This is a genomic window from Nonomuraea monospora (assembly GCF_039531895.1).
In the GTDB taxonomy this organism is placed as follows: Bacteria; Actinomycetota; Actinomycetes; order Streptosporangiales; family Streptosporangiaceae; genus Nonomuraea; species Nonomuraea monospora.
Genome location: NZ_BAAAQX010000020.1, coordinates 94721 through 110372, shown reverse-complemented (window position 1 = coordinate 110372; position 15652 = coordinate 94721). Strand labels below are relative to the sequence as shown.

The following is a 15652-nucleotide window of genomic DNA, read 5'->3' as shown; positions in this document are numbered from 1 at the left end:
GCATCGTGAGGAACTGGGGGGCGCCGGCACGACGGCTCATTCCGCCGATGCAGGAAGGCGCCCTTCTGGGCTGGCTGGCGCCGCTGGCGGTGGCGCTGTTCGGCGGTGTCCTGCGCTTCGCCCGGCTGGGCGAGCCCAAGGCCGTCGTCTTCGACGAGACGTTCTACATCAAGGACGCCTACTCGCTGCTGATGCACGGCGTCGAGATGGCCACGCTCGGCGACGCCAAGAACCCCATCGCCGACCGCCGCCTCATCGCCGGGAACCTGGACATCTTCAAGCAGTGCGGCCAGCCGTCCGAGTGCGCCTCCTTCGTGGCCCACCCGCCGCTCGGCAAGTGGATGATCGGCCTCGGCGAGTGGCTGTTCGGGATGGACCCGTTCGGCTGGCGCTTCGCCGCCGCGCTGGCCGGCACGCTGTCCATCCTGGTCCTGGCCAGGGTGGCGCGCAGGATGACCCGCTCGACGCTGCTCGGCTGCCTGGCCGGGCTGCTGCTGGCGCTCGACGGGCTGCACCTGGTGCTGTCCCGCACGGCGCTGCTCGACATCTTCCTGATGTTCTGGGTGCTGTGCGGGTTCGCCTGCCTGGTGGCCGACCGCGATCGGGTCCGCGAGAAACTCGTCGCCTGGTACGAGAGCGCGCCCGTCACCGAGCTGGGCCCCCGGCTCGGGCTGCGGCCCTGGCGGCTGGCGGCGGGCGCCTGCCTGGGCGCCGCGTGCGCGGTCAAGTGGTCGGGGATCTTCTTCCTCATCGGGTTCGCCGTGCTGTCGATCGTCTGGGACCTGGGGGCGCGGCGCGCGCTCGGCCTGCGCGAGCCGTACCGGGGGGCGCTGACGTACGACCTGCCCGGCGCGTCCGGCGCCATGGCGCTGGCGCCCGCGCTGGTCTTCACCGCGTCGTGGGCCGGCTGGTTCGCCTCCGCCGACGGCTGGGGACGCAACTGGGACCGCGCCACCTCCGCCGGGCCCGGGTTCTTCGTGCTCGACTCGGTGCGGTCGTGGGTGCAGTACCAGACGCAGGTGCTCGGCTTCCACAGCGGCCTGGAGGACTACCACCCCTACATGTCGGAGCCCTGGCAGTGGCCGCTGCTGTTACGGCCCGTCTCCTTCCACTACCCCACCGGCCTGCCGCCGTCCGCCTGCGGCGCCGACGAGTGCTCACAGGCCGTGCTCGGGGTCGGCACCCCCGCACTCTGGTACGCCGCCGCGCTCGCCCTGCTCGGCCTCGTCGCCTGGTACGTCTCCTCCCGCGACTGGCGGGCCGGGGCGACGCTGCTCGGCTTCGCGGTGGGCTGGCTGCCGTGGTTCTACTACGCCATCGCCGACAACCGCACGATGTACCTGTTCTACATGATCCCCGTCGTGCCGTTCATGGTGCTGGCGCTCGTGCTCATGGCCGGGCTCATCCTCGGCAGGCAGGACGCCCCCGCCGTCCGGAGGGCGACGGGGGCCGCGGTCGTGGGCGCGTTCACACTCGTCGTGCTGATCAACTTCTGGTGGCTCCAGCCGGTGCTGACCGCCGAGACGATCACGCACGCACAGTGGTGGGCTCGGATGCTGATGAGCTCCTGGGTGACCGCCGCGCCCAAGTGACACCGCGGCGCAGCGTGATCGCCGCCGCGATGCAGGCCAGCGGGACGGCGGGGAGCACGTACCGGTAGTCGAACTCCGCCGTCGCCGCCGGGGCCAGCAGCAGCCCGACCGCGCCCAGCCACGGCAGCACCACCGCCCCGCCGAACTTGCGCCAGCGCACGAAGACGCCGTACAGGCCGATCAGCAGGATGCCGCCGAGCATGATGCCGCGCAGGTAGAAGACCTTCTGGTAGTTGCTCATGATGGTCGCCCACGGCTGCACGATCCGGGTCTCCGGCGGGCCCTGCTCGTAGCTGAAGGCGTCGGTGTCGGTGCGGCCTCCCGCGTACGACGACCACTTCGGCAGCCGCTTGGGCTGGCCGGTGTCGTCCAGCTCCACGTACGGCTTGAACTGGTACATGTTGTAGGTCGACTCGTCGGGGAAGCGTGGACGTGCCCAGTGGAAGGAGCGGAAGAAATCGCGCGCCACGACCTGCAGATAGTCACCGGGCTGCGACAGGATCGCCCGGGTGGCGAACTTGCTGGCCGCGTCGTTGGTGATCTCGCTCCACTTCTTGTTGATGCCCCACCGGTGCAGCACCTCGCCGGTGCCGGTGCCGTCGCCGTTGCCCTGGCCCCACAGGTACCACTGCGCGTAGTCCTTGCGCTGGCTCACCGGGTCGTTGATGCACAGCAGCAGGAGCTGCACCTCTTTGTACTTGTCGATGTCCATCTTGTTGCAGTCGGCGAAGATGGCGGTGCGCATGTAGAGGATGAGCCCGTCGCTGTTGGTCATCGCGAACTTGCCGTACGCCGAGGCGAACCACCCCATGTACGCCATCACCGGGATCGCGCAGGCCGTGAGCACCGCCACGATCGGCCGCCAGCCGGTGCGCTTGACCAGCAGGTAGAGCACCACCAGCGCCAGGATCGGCAGCCCGATCGAGCGGGTCAGCCAGGTCAGCGCCAGCAGCAGGCCGATGACCGCGCCCGCCTTCCAGGTCAGCCGCCGCTTCCACAGCACCAGCGTGATCACGCCCACCACGAGCAGCAGGAACAGGGTGTCGGACATCACCAGTTGCTCGAGCTGGATCTGGTACGCGTCGAACAGCACCGGCGCCGCGGCCAGCGTGGCCCCCCACTTCGGCAGCCGGAACTTGATCCGTAGCAACGCGTAGATCAGGCAGGCCGTGGCCAGGCCCATCAGGTGCTGGGTGAAGGTCACCAGGGTGAAGCTGTGGAACGGCTGGAGCAGCATCAGCCAGAAGCTGTAGCCGTCGGGCCTGATCGGGTGCGGCCGCGGGTGCAGCGCCACCGAGACGTACTCGTAGGAGTCGTTGAACCACATGGCCGGGCCGTAGCCGAGCATGGCGATGAGCCGCAGCACGGCGCCTGCGCCGAAGGCTGCGGCGAACACCCGGTGCCTGCGCACCATGGCCAGCAAACGGGCCGTCCTGCCAGGGGCGGAGGGGTCCACAGGGGTAATCTCCGCGACGCTCACCATGCTGTAAAGAATGCCAGTCGTTTTCGGGTCTGTGCCCGAGCACGGGCGCGTTCAGGGCATGATGGTTCACTGGAAGAGCCTTAACTGAAGGGTAGACACGTGGAACTGACGGTGGTCATGCCCTGCCTCAACGAGGCGGAGACCGTGGAAGTCTGTGTACGCAAAGCCTTGGCGTGCATGGAGGAGCACGGCATCGAGGGCGAAGTGCTGATCGCCGACAACGGCAGCACCGACGGCTCGCAACAGCTCGCCCGAGACGCCGGGGCCCGCGTGGTCCATGTGGACGAGAAGGGATACGGAAACGCCCTCATGGGCGGCATCAGGGCGGCGCGCGGCAAGTACGTCATCATGGGCGACGCCGACGACTCCTACGACTTCACCGCGCTGCTGCCGTTCGTCGAGCAGCTCCGCGAAGGCGCCGACCTGGTGATGGGCAACCGCTTCAGGGGCGGCATCTCGCCGGGCGCCATGCCGCCGCTGCACCGCTACCTGGGCAACCCGGTGCTGTCGTTCATCGGGCGGCTGTTCTTCCCCTCCGCGATCAAGGACTTCCACTGCGGCCTGCGTGGCTTCCGTCGCGACTCGATCCTGCGCCTGCAGCTCCAGACGGGCGGCATGGAGTTCGCCTCCGAGATGGTGGTCCGCTCCACCCTGGCCGGCCTCGACGTGCGCGAGGTGCCGACCACGCTCTCGCCCGACGGCCGCTCCCGCCCGCCGCACCTGCGCTCCTGGCGCGACGGCTGGCGTCACCTGCGCTTCCTGCTCCTCTACAGCCCGAAGTGGCTGTTCTTCTACCCCGGCGTGCTGATGATGATCATCGGGCTCGTCGCGGGCACCGCGCTGGTGTTCGGCCCCGTCGAGATCGGTGAGCTGGCCTTCGACGTCGACACCCTGGTCGGCTCCGCGGCCCTGGTGGTGATCGGCTTCCAGGCGGCGCTGTTCGCCGTCTTCACCAAGGTGTACGCGGCCGAGGAGGGCTTCCTGCCCGAGTCGCCGCGCATCCGGCGGCTGATCGACATCGTGAGCCTGGAGAAGGGGCTCGTCGTCGGCGGGCTGCTGGCCCTGGCCGGCCTCGTCGGCCTGGTCATGTCGCTGGTGCACTGGCAGGTGCGCGACTTCGGCGAGCTGGACCCGCGCGAGTCGCTGCGCATCGTGGTGCCGTCCGCGACCGCGCTCATCATGAGCTTCCAGACGATCTTCGCGGCGCTGTTCATCAGCATCCTCGGCATCCGCCGCACCCGCGAGACGCCGATCGACAACGCCGCCGCCGCGGCCGAGGAAGCCGCCGCCGCCATCACCCTCGAAGACTCCAAGCACTGACGTCCCGTACGCGCCGCCGCAGCCCCGTAAGGCCCGTGGGGACGGCGGCGGCGCGTAACAGATGAATCTCAGCAACCCGTAGGCTGGGACGCATGACCCAGCACATTCTCACCGCCGTGGCGTGGCCGTATGCGAACGGGCCTCGTCATATCGGGCACGTCTCGGGCTTCGGCGTGCCGTCCGACGTCTTCAGTCGTTACCAGCGCATGGCGGGCAACAATGTGCTGATGGTCTCCGGCACCGACGAGCACGGCACCCCCATCCAGGTGCAGGCCGACAAGGAGGGCGTGAGCGCCAGAGACCTGGCCGACCGCTACAACCGCGTCATCGCGGAAGACCTCACCGGCCTCGGCCTGTCCTACGACCTGTTCACCAGGACCACCACCAAGAACCACTACGCCGTCACGCAGCAGATCTTCAAGGGCCTCTACGACAACGGCTACATCTTCCCCAAGACCACGATGGGCGCCATCTCGCCCTCCACCGGCCGCACCCTGCCCGACCGCTACATCGAGGGCACCTGCCCCATCTGCGGCTACGACGGCGCGCGCGGCGACCAGTGCGACAACTGCGGCAACCAGCTCGACCCGATCCAGCTCCTCAACCCCAAGAGCCGCATCAACGGCGAGACGCCCGTCTTCGTCGAGACCGAGCACTTCATGCTCGACCTGCCCGCCTTCGCCGAGGTGCTCGGCACCTACCTGCAGTCCAAGCAGGGCGAGTGGCGGCCCAACGTGCTCAAGTTCGCCCTCAACCTGCTCGGCGACCTGCAGCCGCGCGCGATCAGCCGCGACCTCGACTGGGGCGTGCCCATCCCGCTCGACGGCTGGCGCGACCAGCCCAACAAGCGGCTGTACGTGTGGTTCGACGCCGTCATCGGCTACCTGTCGGCCTCCATCGAATGGGCCAGGCGCTCCGGCGACCCCGACGCGTGGCGCCAGTGGTGGCAGAACCCCGACGCCCGCGGCTACTACTTCATGGGCAAGGACAACATCGTCTTCCACGCCGAGATCTGGCCCGCCATGCTGTTCGGCTACAGCGGCATCGGCGCGCGCGGCGGCACCCCCGGCGCGCTGGGCGCGCTCGACGTGCCGTCCGAGGTGGTCTCCAGCGAGTTCCTGACCATGGAGGGCAAGAAGTTCTCCTCCTCGCGGCAGGTCGTCATCTACGTGCGCGACTTCCTGGCCCGCTACGACGCCGACGCGCTGCGCTACTACATCGCCGTGGCCGGCCCCGAGAACCAGGACACCGACTTCACCTGGCAGGAGTTCGTCAACCGCAACAACGGCGAGCTGGTCGCCGCCTGGGGCAACCTGGTCAACCGCTCGATCTCGATGGCGGCCAAGAACTTCGGCGCCGTGCCCGAGCCGGGCGACCTCACCGACGCCGACAGGGCCCTGCTGCAGCGCTCGCGCGACGCCTTCGCACCCGTGGGGGCGGAGCTGGGGCGCTCGCGCTTCAAGAACGCCATCACCGAGGCGTTCGACGTGGTCCGCGAGGCCAACAAGTACCTCGCCGACCAGGAGCCGTGGAAGCTCAAGGACGACCCCGAGCGGCAGAAGTCCATCCTGCACGTCGCGCTGCAGGTCGTCGATGACGCCAAGACGATGCTCACGCCGTTCCTGCCCGGCTCCTCCAACAAGGTCTTCGCCATGCTGGGCGGGGAGGGGGTGTGGTCGGGCATGCCGGAGATCCGCGAGGTCGACGAGGACGGCGGCGCGCCGTACCCGGTGATCACCGGCGACTACGCCGAGGGGGCCGCTCGGTGGGAGCACCGGCCGATCCGGCCGGGCACGCCGCTGGCGCCGCCCGTGCCGCTGTTCAAGAAGCTCGACCCCAAGGTCATCGACGAGGAGCTGGCCCGGCTGGGCGAGTGACGGCCCCGGCCCCGGGCACGGCGGGCTGGCTTTTTGGCGGAGGCTCCCGTACGGCGGGCCGGCTCCCGGGCGGCGGCTAGGCTTTGATGGCGTGACCACCAAGCTTCCCGCCGCGCCGGAGGCGCTCGCCGCGCCCGTGTTCGACAGCCACTGCCACCTCGACATCATGGTCGGCAACAGGCAGGCGTCGTCGGGCGACCCGGTGGCGCAGGCCGCCCAGGCGGCCTCGGCGACCGTACGCGGCATCCTCGACGACGCCAGGGCCGTGAACGTCACCAGGCTCGTCACGATTGGCTACGACCTGACGTCCTCCCGCTGGAACGCCGACATGGCGGCCCAGCAGGAGGGCGTGTACGCAGGCGTGGCCATCCACCCGAACGAGGCGCACGAGGCCACCCCGGAGGTCCTGGCGGAGATCGAGGAGCTGGCCGGCCGTCCGGAGGTGCGGGCGGTGGGGGAGACGGGCCTCGACTACTACCGCGACTGGGCGAGCAAGGACGACCAGCACGCCAGCTTCCGGGCGCACATCGAGATCGCCAAGCGCACCGGCAAGGCGCTGGTCATCCACGACCGCGAGGCGCACGACGACGTGCTGAAGGTGCTGGCCGCCGAGGGCGCCCCGGACAAGGTGGTCTTCCACAGCTTCTCCGGCGACGCCGAAATGGCCAAGAAGTGCACCGACGCCGGATATTTCATGTCATTCTCCGGGCCGGTGACGTACAAGAACGCCGGCTACCTGCGAGAGGCCGCCGAGGTCGCCCCCGCCGAGCTCATGCTGGTCGAGACCGACGCCCCCTACCTGCCGCCCGTCCCGCACCGCGGCAAGCCGAACGCCCCGTACCTCATCCCTCTCACTCTTCGTTGCCTGGCCGAGGTCAAGAACGTCCACCCGGATGAGCTGTGCGAGGCGATCAGCGCCAACGGAGTCACAGTTTTCGGCGAGTGGTGACCAACTTTTGGTGAACCTGTGGATACGGGAACAGAACCAGCGTAACGTTCGGGCCGTCCTGCCCCACACCGGAGGTGGCCCGTGCGAGGAAAGAGGCGTGCGCCGCGCCCGCCCATACCCTGGCGTTCCCCGTGGACGCCGGTGGTGTGCGTGGCCGGGGCGGTGGCCGTCGGCGCGCTCGTGGTGGTCTCGTTCCTCGTCAAAGAGGTCATCGTGGTGGTCGACGGCGAGCGCACGCACGTCCGCGCGTTCGGTGGAACGGTCCAGGAGGTGCTCGCCGACGCGGAGGTCTCCGTGGGGTACGGCGACGTCGTCCGTCCGTCCACGCAGAACGTGGTCGAGGACGGCGCCACCATCGAGGTGCGGCGCGCCCGCCCCCTCACCCTGACCCTCGACGGCCACACCAGCACCCACCTCGTCACCGCCACGAACGTCCACGACGCCCTCACCGAACTCGACATCGCCCCTGCCGCCAGCAAGCTCTCCGCCCCGCCCGGCCACAGAGTCCCGCTGGAGGGCATGGAACTGACCGTCTACACCCGGCGCAAGGTCTACGTGGTGGCCGGCACCACCCGGGTCACCTCCCGCACGACGGCCCGGACGGTGCGCGAGGTGCTCAAGCAGAAGCGCATCGCCCTGCGGCGCGGCTACCTGGTCAACCCGCCGCTCGGCAGCTTCCCCAAGGACGGCACCGTCATCACGGTCACCCCGCCCCGCACCGTCCAGATCCAGCCCGAGATCCTTCAGCTCGACTGGGAGGCCCTGGCGGAGTGCGAGTCGCGGGGCAACCCCGAGGCTTTCAACGCGAACGGGCCCTACTACGGGCTCTACCAGTTCAGCCTGCCGATGTGGCAGGCGGTGGGGGGCATGGACACACCGACATCCTGGCCGGAGGAGGAGCAGACCTACCGGGCCCAGCTCCTCTACCAGCAGGTGGGCGGACGCTGGCAGGGCCAATGGCCCCACTGCGGCGACCGCCTGTTCACCATGACCACCCACTGACCCACCGCGCCGCCTGCCGGGCGGTTGGGTGGTCAGCCGGCCAGGGAGACCCCGAAGTCGGCACCCTGAGGGGGCTGCAGCGGCTGCTGTGCCGTTTCGTCGTTGCGGGCGGCCACCGCGACCTTCCCGGACGGCGCCGCATCCGGCTGCCCGACGTACAGCTTGTTCCCGCTGAAGGTCAGCGACCATCCGAACAGCCCTTCGGCGGTGGACAGCTTCCGCTCCTCGTCCGTGCTCTTCCACGAGACGATCCGGACACCACCCCCGTAAGGAGCGCCGATCGCCAGCCGCCCATCCGTCGAGACGGCCATCGAGAAGCCGAACGCCTGCTTGCCTCCCTGCGTCACCCTCCTCAGAGGTTTGCGCGCGGGATCGAGAAGCTGCACGTAACCAGGCCCAGGCGAGCCGACGGCGTACCCGGACCCCTCGGCATAGGCGACCGCGTACCCGAACCGGTCGCCGGAGGCGTTCGTCGGCGAGTCCAGCTTGAACGAGGTGATCCGCGGCGCCAGCACGTCGTCGATGAACACGACCGAGCCGGAGTCGATCTTGCCCGCCTCGACCTGACGGCCCGCCCCGTCGTCGTTCTCGTACGGGACGCCGACGACCAGCCCGTTCTTCGGCCCGAACGCCATCGACCAGCCGAACTGGTCGCCCACCTCGCTGTTGCCGCGCACGTCCACGGTCTCCTGGCTGATCCTGCGCAGCTCGCCCGCGCCCTGGCGCACGTAGACGGCGCCCACGTCGAGAAGCTGGGCCTCGTCCTCGTACGGCGCGCCGATCGCCACCAGGTCGCCGCGCGCGGCGATCGACCAGCCGAAGTGCGCGAACCGCTGGGGCTGCGGCGCGGTCAGGCGCTGCGGGGGCGCCGCGTTGCCGCCGTAGACGACGTACGCGGCGCCGGCGTCCTCGGTGCCGTCCACATCCGTGTACGGGGCGCCGATCACCAGGTCGGCGCAGGCGTCGCCGTTCACCTTCGCGAGCCGGACGGACCAGCCGAGACCGTCGCCCCTGGCCGGCCCTGGAACGCTGACCGGCACCACCTTGCCGGCGGACAGCACGTGCACCGCGCCCTTCTGGTCGTCCGCGAACGGGTCGCCCACCGCGACGTCGTCCACCCCGTCACCGTCGAAGTCGGCGGCCCCACCGCAGGCCGCAACGCTACTGGAAGCCCCGGCGATCGCTGAGGCTGCGGTGGCTGTGATCGTTCCCGCCACGAGGGCGAGGGTCGTGAGGGCCGCTCTGATCATCACAGCGCCACCTCGATCAGCTTGCCGTTCTCCAGCAGGGTCGCCGTCATCTTCATGGGTTTGCGGTACATGGCCAGGTCGAACACGAAGGCGCTGTCCACCCGCCCGCCGGGCAGGATCGCCGGGGGCAGCGTGACGGGGGACGGATCGTGCTCGCCGCCCCGATCGTCCACCATGGTCACCACCGGCTGGACCAGCACTCTGCGCTCGCCGCCCGGGTTGAGCATCGTCCAGCGGATCACGCAGAGCTGGCCCTTGGCGGACGTGATGCCCTCGTACTCCTTCAGCCCGCACTCCGGCGTTCCCGTCACGATCGCGACGGGGTCGTCGAAGTTCGCGCCGAGGGTGAAGCGGCGGCCCACGTCGTTCGGGCTGGGGCGGCCCGTGGCCTGGGTCGGGGTGTTCTGGGTCGCGATGGTGGTCGTGTCGCGGGCCGAGGTGGCGATCAGCACGGCCACGGTCACCACGATGGCCAGCACGGCGGCACCGGCGGCGATGAGCCATCGGGTGCCGGTTGTGCGGGTGCCGCCGATGGTGTCGGAGTCGGCGTCGCGTTCGGCGGGGGAGCCGATCGTGCCGGGATGCGTGTCGGCGCCTAAGCCGCCCCGCTGCGGCCCCGGCCCCGAGCCGCCCAGTTGCGGTACGGGCCCTGCGCCGCCTCGCTGAGGCACCGGCCCCGAGCCGCCGCCCTGAGGCCGCGACCCGCCGCCCAGAGGTGCCGACCCGCCGCCCTGAGGTCCCGGGCCGCTGGTCAGAGATCCCGAGCCGCCGCCCAGAGTCCCTGTGCCGCCTCCTTTGGTCGCGGGTCCCGAGCTGCTCTCCTGCGGCGTCCGCCCCGAGCCGGCGCCCGGCCCGGTGTCCTGCCGTGACTGCGCACTCTCCGTCCGCGAGGGCCCAGGCGCCTGCTTCGAGGCCTTGCCCCCGAACAGCCCGAACCTCCGCTTCGGCGCCTCCACCTGCCCAGGCACCTGCCAGCGGGCCAGCTCCTCCTTGGCGGCCTCCTCCTCCCAGCGAGCCCGCTCCTCCAGGGACGGCGCCCCGCTACCGGCTCCGGCAGAGCCAGGCGCGCTCGCCGGCCCGGCCGCACCGGTGAAGCCCGGCGCGCTCGCACCCCCGGCGGTACGAGCAGCGCCGAAGGAGCCGGCGGCCCCGACCGTGCCAGCGGCCCCGACCGTGCCAGCAGTCCCGGAAGGGCCCGCAGCCCCAGAGGTGCCCGCAACCCCGGAGGTGCCCGCAACGCCAGGCGGGCTCGCGACCCCGGACGTGCCCGCAGCCCCCGCAGTACCGGGCGCGGTCGCGGAGCCGGGAGCCCCGGAAGCACCCGGCGCACCGGTCGGAGCGCCAGGGTTCGAAGCACCGGAGGGCGACGCGGTGACAACACCCCTCCGCCCGGTGGCGTCACTGGGCGGCGGAGTCGTGAAGGTGGCAGTGATGTCCGGCTCGTCCACCACGTTCTGCGGCGGCTGCCAGTCACTGAGCATCTCGGTGGCCACCAGCGTGGGCGGATCGGCCAACGCCGGCATCGGCGCGCTCCCCCCGACCAGCGCGATCAGCAGATCCTGCGCGGTCGGCCGCAGCGCCGGGTCCATGGACGTGGCCCGCCGCACCAGCTCGTTCAACGGTGCGGGCAGTGCCCCAAGGTCGGGCGGCGTGTTGAGGACGCGGGAGGCCATCGTGATGGGGTCGCCACGCCCGAACGGATGCCGCCCGTTCCCCGCGTAGGCGATCAGGCAGCCCCAGGCGAAGATGTCGACCGCAGGGCTGATCAGCTCGCCCCGCACCTGCTCGGGCGCCCACCAGCCGGGGCTGCCCAGCAGCTCGCCGGAGAGCGTGAAGCCGGTCTCGCGGTCGAGCGCCCTGGCGATCCCGAAGTCGATCACGCGGGGCCCGGACAGCGACAGGATCACGTTCGCCGGTTTGAGGTCGCGGTGCACCAGCTCCGCGACGTGGATGGCGGCCAGTGCCGCCGCGACGCCGAGCGCGACGCCGTGCAGCGGGCCCGGCTCCAGCGCGCCGTACTTCGAGATCTGGTCCGACAGGGGAGTGCCGGCGATGTACTCGGTCACCATGTAGGGGCGGCCGTCGCCGGTGTTGCCGTTGTCCAGCACCTGGGCCGTGCAGAACGACGCCACGCGGCGCGCGTTCTCGACCTCCACGTGGAAGCGCGCGGCGAACCCCTCCTGATTGGCGAACTCCGCCTTGACCACTTTGAGCGCGACGAACCGTCCCGTCGGCGCCCGCGCGAGGAACACGGTCCCCATGCCGCCCTCGCCCAATCGGCCCAGCAGCCGGTACGGCCCGATCGCGCGCAGGTCGGTCGGCCGGAGCGGCGCGGCGCCCGTTGGTTCCATGAGCGACGTCCCTTCCTGTTCCACGCCATCCTCTCCTTTGGTCTCCCCATCCGCCATCGCACGTTCTTCGATGCGGGAGACTGGTTGGATGATGAGGCTGTTGGGCCCTGCAGAAATACGTATTTTGGCGGACAAGCTAGATCTGCGTCCGACAAAAAAATTGGGCCAGAACTTCGTGATCGACGCGGGGACCGTCCGGCGCATCGTCCGCGTGGCCGACCTCTCGCCCGATGACGTGGTCATCGAGGTGGGCCCCGGCCTCGGCTCGCTGACCCTCGCGCTGCTGGAGCCGGCCGCGCACGTGGTGGCCGTCGAGATCGACCCGGTGCTGGCCCGGCAGCTTCCGATCACGGTGGCCGAGCGCGAGGCGGCCGACAAGCTCACGGTCGTCAACGCCGACGCCATGAAGATCACTCTCGACGACCTGTCCGGTCACACCCCCACGGCTCTGGTGGCGAACCTGCCGTACAACGTGGCCGTCCCGGTGGTGCTGCACGTCCTGGAGGTCCTGCCCTCGCTGCGCAAGGGCCTGGTCATGGTGCAGTCGGAGGTGGCCGACCGGCTGGCGGCGGGTCCTGGCTCGAAGGTGTACGGGGTGCCGTCGGTCAAGGCCGCCTGGTACGCCGACGTGCGCAGGGCGGGGCCCGTGGGCCGTACCGTCTTCTGGCCCGCCCCCAACGTGGACTCCGGCCTCGTCTCGATGGTCCGCCGTGACCCGCCGGTCACGTCGGCGTCCCGCCAGGAGGTTTTCGAGGTGGTGGACGCGGCCTTCGCGCAACGCCGCAAGACGCTGCGGGCGGCGCTCGCGTCCTGGGCGGGGACGGCCGCCGACGCCGAGCGCACGCTGCGCGCGGCCGGGGTGGACCCGTCGGCGCGAGGCGAGCAACTCGACGTGACGGCCTTCGCGCGCATCGCCGAACTCAGGCCCTGACCACCGCAGGGCTGTAGCGAGGCGATCAGCGGGGCGCTCGAAGGCTGGAGCCCCAAGCGGTCAGCGCGGGGCGCTCAAAGGCCGGCGCCAGGCGATCAGGCGGGTAGCTCGAAGGCGCTGAACGTCGCCTCAGGCCGGTCGCGCTTGGTAAACAGCTCCCAGGCGCCATCGGCGATCGCGTCCGGGTCGAGGGTGCTGCCGCCCACGTCACCGAACCGTTCCGGCTGCGAGACGACGTGCGTGTGGATGTCACCCCGTTCGATCAGCCCCCCGATGATCAGGTTCCCGGCGTAGACCCCCTGCCCCGCCAGCGCCGCGTGCAGCGTCAGCCCGTAGTTGCGCAGCGCGGCCGAGGCGATGGCCAGCCCGCCGAGGGCGGGCATCGGCATGACGGCGCTGAGCCCGCCGGCGAACAGCAGCCCGCCCTCACCTCTGGCGATCATGCCGGGCAGCACCTGCCCGACCAGGTCCACCGCCGGATACACGATCTCCATCGCCTCCCGGGCGTCCGCCGAGCCGATGTCGGTGATGGACGCGGGCGCGGCGTCCAGGTCGGCGGCCCCCGGCCCGTAGTAGAGCACGTCGATCGTGCCGAACCGCTCCCTGATCTGGTCGAGGGCGGCCTCGGCGCGGTCGCGGTCGTGCACGTCCACGGTGAACGCCGCCGCCTCCACCCCCGCCCCTGCCAGGGACGCGACGTAACCGGCGTGGCGGTGGGCGCTGCGGGAGACGAGCGCCACGGCGTACCCCTCGCGCCCGAACCGGTGCGCGACGGACATGCCCAGCCCCGGCCCTGCCCCGATGACGACGGCGGTCTTGCGTGTTGCTGCGGACATGACGGTGCCTGCCTTCCTGGAGTAAATCGAGGGAGTCCTCAAGTTAACACAAAACTTGAGGGCGTCCTCAACTTCGTATGATGGAGAGATGGCAGCCGGAACCAAGCCGCTGCGGTCGGATGCCGCACGCAACCGCGACAAACTGCTGGTCGCGGCCACCCAGCTCTTCGCCGAACGCGGCCTGGACGTGCCCCTGGAGCACGTCGCCCGCCGCGCCGGGGTCAGCATCGGCACCCTCTACAACCACTTCCCCACCCGCGAGGCGCTCCTCGGAGCGGTCATGCCGCAGCGGCTGGCGGCCCTGGAGCGGATCACCGCGCAGGCGCTGGCCGACCCCGACCCTTGGGACGGGTTCGCCGGGTTCCTCGACGGGCTGTTCGCGCTGCAGGCCGAGGATCACGGCCTCAACGACGCGCTGACGCAGGGCTTCACGCTGGCGACCGACGTGAGCCAGGCGTGTCACCAGGGCTTTCTGGACGCCGAGCGGATCATCGAGCGCGCCAAGGCGGGCGGCCGGTTGCGCGCCGACTTCGGCTCCCAGGACCTGGTGACGCTGATCTGGGCGATGTCGCAGGTCATCCGCGAGTCCATGGGCACCGCACCGGACGCCTGGCGCCGCTGCCTGGCGTTCTTCCTGGACGGCCTGCGCGCCGAGGCGGCCCACCCCTTGCCCGCCGAGACGACCCGGCCCGTGCCGGGCGAGGCGACCCAGCCTGTGCCTGCCCAACCCCCTGCGTGAGGGCCGCCCGGCAAATGCCCACCAACTTGACTCTCTGTGTCGGCCGACTGTCAAGCACTGCGGTTCATATTTCCAGAACTGCATGTCAGGCCAGCGAGCCCGGATAACATCGAGTGTCCTTGACCCCGGCAAGCGATGAGAGTGGCAGAAGATCGATGAGTTCGGTGACCGTACGTGTGCCCGCGAAGGTCAACGTGCAGCTTTCTGTCGGCCCGCTCAGGGAAGATGGCTACCACGACCTGGTCAACGTCTTCCACGCGGTATCGATCTTCGATGAGGTGGTGGCGAAGGAGTCCGAGTCCATCACCGTCCAGATCGACGGCAAGTGGTCCGACCAGGTGCCCGTCGACGACAGCAACCTCGCCATCCGGGCCGCCCGCGCTCTGGCCAAGCACGCGGGCCGCAGCTACGGCGCCGACCTCGTCATCCAGAAGGACATCCCCGTCGCCGGCGGCATGGCGGGAGGCAGCGCCGACGCGGCCGGCGCGCTGGTGGCCTGCAACGAGCTGTGGGGTCTCGGGCTGCCGTTCGAGGACCTGATGGAGATCGCCGGCGACCTGGGCAGCGACGTCCCGTTCTCACTGCTGGGCGGCACGGCGGTCGGCACCGGCCGCGGCGAGCAGCTCAGCGAGCTGCCCACCGGAGGCACGTTCCACTGGGTGTTCGCCCTGGCGAACGGCGGGCTCTCCACGGCCAGCGTGTACGCCGAATGCGACCGCCTCAGGCAGGCCGCGGCGGCCGAGGTGTCGTGGCCCCAGCTCAACGACTCGCTGATGGAGGCACTCGGCACCGGCGACGCGTACGCCCTCGGCTCGAACCTCAGCAACGACCTCCAGGCCGCCGCCCTGAACCTGCGCCCGGAGCTGGCGCCGACCCTCGACGCGGGCCGCCAGCACGGCGCGCTCGGCGCGATCGTCTCGGGCTCCGGCCCCACCTGCGCGTTCCTCGCCATCGACGCCACCCACGCCCGCGACCTGGCGCAGAGCCTGACCGCGACGGGCGCCGCCCACACCGCGGTGGCCGCCCATGGGCCCGTTCAGGGCGCCGTTCTTATCTAGAGCGCCCTCTGGACGTGCTCGGCCAGGCGCGCTGGGTCAGGCGGGACTGTGGCGGGCGTGCTGTGCGGGGCGGCGTGCGCGGCGAGGCGGCGTGCTGTGCGAGGCGGGGCGAGGCGGTGTGCGCGGCGAGGCGGTGTGCGGGGCGAGGCGGGTGTGCGCGGCGAGGCCGACGCACTGTGCGGGGCGGCGTGCTGTGCGAGGCGGGCGTGCGGCGCGAGGCGGACTGAGGCGGGCGCGCTCCTCTGATCGGGCGCTCCAATCGGC

The 15652-nt window shown here is 70.8% G+C and carries 12 protein-coding genes; 8 read left to right on the top strand and 4 right to left on the bottom strand.

Going from position 1 to position 15652, the window contains the following annotated elements; all coding sequences use genetic code 11:
* Positions 1–5 precede the first annotated feature (5 nt).
* Complete coding sequence (locus ABD331_RS33625) at positions 6–1592, top strand: dolichyl-phosphate-mannose--protein mannosyltransferase (RefSeq protein WP_344483707.1); 1587 nt, start codon at positions 6–8, stop codon at positions 1590–1592.
* On the opposite strand, the gene ABD331_RS33620 is transcribed toward ABD331_RS33625, so the two are convergent.
* Positions 1528–3075, bottom strand: a complete 1548-nt coding sequence (locus ABD331_RS33620) for a hypothetical protein (protein ID WP_344483704.1) — start codon at positions 3073–3075, stop codon at positions 1528–1530. The genes ABD331_RS33625 and ABD331_RS33620 overlap by 65 nt on opposite strands.
* A gap of 99 nt (positions 3076–3174) precedes the next feature.
* On the opposite strand from ABD331_RS33620, the gene ABD331_RS33615 reads away from it, so the two are divergent.
* From ABD331_RS33615 to ABD331_RS33600, 4 genes are all read left to right on the top strand, one after another.
* Complete coding sequence (locus ABD331_RS33615) at positions 3175–4395, top strand: glycosyltransferase family 2 protein (protein ID WP_148437178.1); 1221 nt, start codon at positions 3175–3177, stop codon at positions 4393–4395.
* Positions 4396–4487: 92 nt separating this feature from the next.
* Positions 4488–6272 (top strand): methionine--tRNA ligase, encoded by a 1785-nt coding sequence (metG, locus tag ABD331_RS33610; protein ID WP_344483701.1) that lies wholly within the window; start codon positions 4488–4490, stop codon positions 6270–6272.
* A gap of 91 nt (positions 6273–6363) precedes the next feature.
* A complete protein-coding gene (locus ABD331_RS33605) occupies positions 6364–7221 on the top strand; it encodes a TatD family hydrolase (RefSeq protein ID WP_344483698.1) in 858 nt (285 codons plus the stop codon).
* A gap of 150 nt (positions 7222–7371) precedes the next feature.
* The gene (locus ABD331_RS33600) at positions 7372–8223 is read left to right on the top strand and encodes a resuscitation-promoting factor (protein ID WP_344483695.1); all 852 of its coding nucleotides are present in this window, start codon (positions 7372–7374) and stop codon (positions 8221–8223) included.
* A 32-nt stretch (positions 8224–8255) separates the two neighbouring features.
* On the opposite strand, the gene ABD331_RS33595 is transcribed toward ABD331_RS33600, so the two are convergent.
* Positions 8256–9473 (bottom strand): hypothetical protein, encoded by a 1218-nt coding sequence (locus ABD331_RS33595; RefSeq protein WP_344483692.1) that lies wholly within the window; start codon positions 9471–9473, stop codon positions 8256–8258.
* Positions 9473–11848: a serine/threonine protein kinase gene (locus ABD331_RS33590; RefSeq protein WP_425566093.1), complete on the bottom strand. Its 2376-nt coding sequence runs from the start codon at positions 11846–11848 to the stop codon at positions 9473–9475. The genes ABD331_RS33595 and ABD331_RS33590 overlap by 1 nt, the downstream gene beginning before the upstream one ends.
* Positions 11849–11894: 46 nt before the next feature.
* Here ABD331_RS33590 and rsmA point away from each other — a divergent pair, with 46 nt between their 5' ends.
* The gene (gene rsmA, locus ABD331_RS33585) at positions 11895–12755 is read left to right on the top strand and encodes a 16S rRNA (adenine(1518)-N(6)/adenine(1519)-N(6))-dimethyltransferase RsmA (protein ID WP_344483689.1); all 861 of its coding nucleotides are present in this window, start codon (positions 11895–11897) and stop codon (positions 12753–12755) included.
* Between the two features lie 95 nt (positions 12756–12850).
* Here rsmA and ABD331_RS33580 read toward each other — a convergent pair whose 3' ends face one another.
* On the bottom strand, positions 12851–13591 hold the full coding sequence (locus ABD331_RS33580; RefSeq protein WP_344483686.1) for an SDR family NAD(P)-dependent oxidoreductase: 741 nt from the start codon (positions 13589–13591) through the stop codon (positions 12851–12853).
* 88 nt (positions 13592–13679) lie between these two features.
* On the opposite strand from ABD331_RS33580, the gene ABD331_RS33575 reads away from it, so the two are divergent.
* Entirely contained in the window at positions 13680–14330 is a 651-nt protein-coding gene (locus ABD331_RS33575; RefSeq protein WP_344483683.1) for a TetR/AcrR family transcriptional regulator, read from the top strand.
* 155 nt (positions 14331–14485) lie between these two features.
* The gene (locus tag ABD331_RS33570; RefSeq protein ID WP_344483680.1) at positions 14486–15388 is read left to right on the top strand and encodes a 4-(cytidine 5'-diphospho)-2-C-methyl-D-erythritol kinase; all 903 of its coding nucleotides are present in this window, start codon (positions 14486–14488) and stop codon (positions 15386–15388) included.
* Positions 15389–15652: the final 264 nt, after the last annotated feature.

Excerpts from the sequence above, each read along its gene's own strand:
- ABD331_RS33620 (WP_344483704.1), bottom strand. The coding sequence starts at position 3,075 with ATGGTGAGCGTCGCGGAGATTACCCCTGTGGACCCCTCCGCCCCTGGC.
- metG (WP_344483701.1), top strand. The coding sequence starts at position 4,488 with ATGACCCAGCACATTCTCACCGCCGTGGCGTGGCCGTATGCGAACGGG.
- ABD331_RS33595 (WP_344483692.1), bottom strand. The coding sequence starts at position 9,473 with ATGATCAGAGCGGCCCTCACGACCCTCGCCCTCGTGGCGGGAACGATC.
- rsmA (WP_344483689.1), top strand. The coding sequence starts at position 11,895 with ATGCGGGAGACTGGTTGGATGATGAGGCTGTTGGGCCCTGCAGAAATA.
- ABD331_RS33580 (WP_344483686.1), bottom strand. The coding sequence starts at position 13,591 with ATGTCCGCAGCAACACGCAAGACCGCCGTCGTCATCGGGGCAGGGCCG.
- ABD331_RS33575 (WP_344483683.1), top strand. The coding sequence starts at position 13,680 with ATGGCAGCCGGAACCAAGCCGCTGCGGTCGGATGCCGCACGCAACCGC.
- ABD331_RS33570 (WP_344483680.1), top strand. The coding sequence starts at position 14,486 with ATGAGTTCGGTGACCGTACGTGTGCCCGCGAAGGTCAACGTGCAGCTT.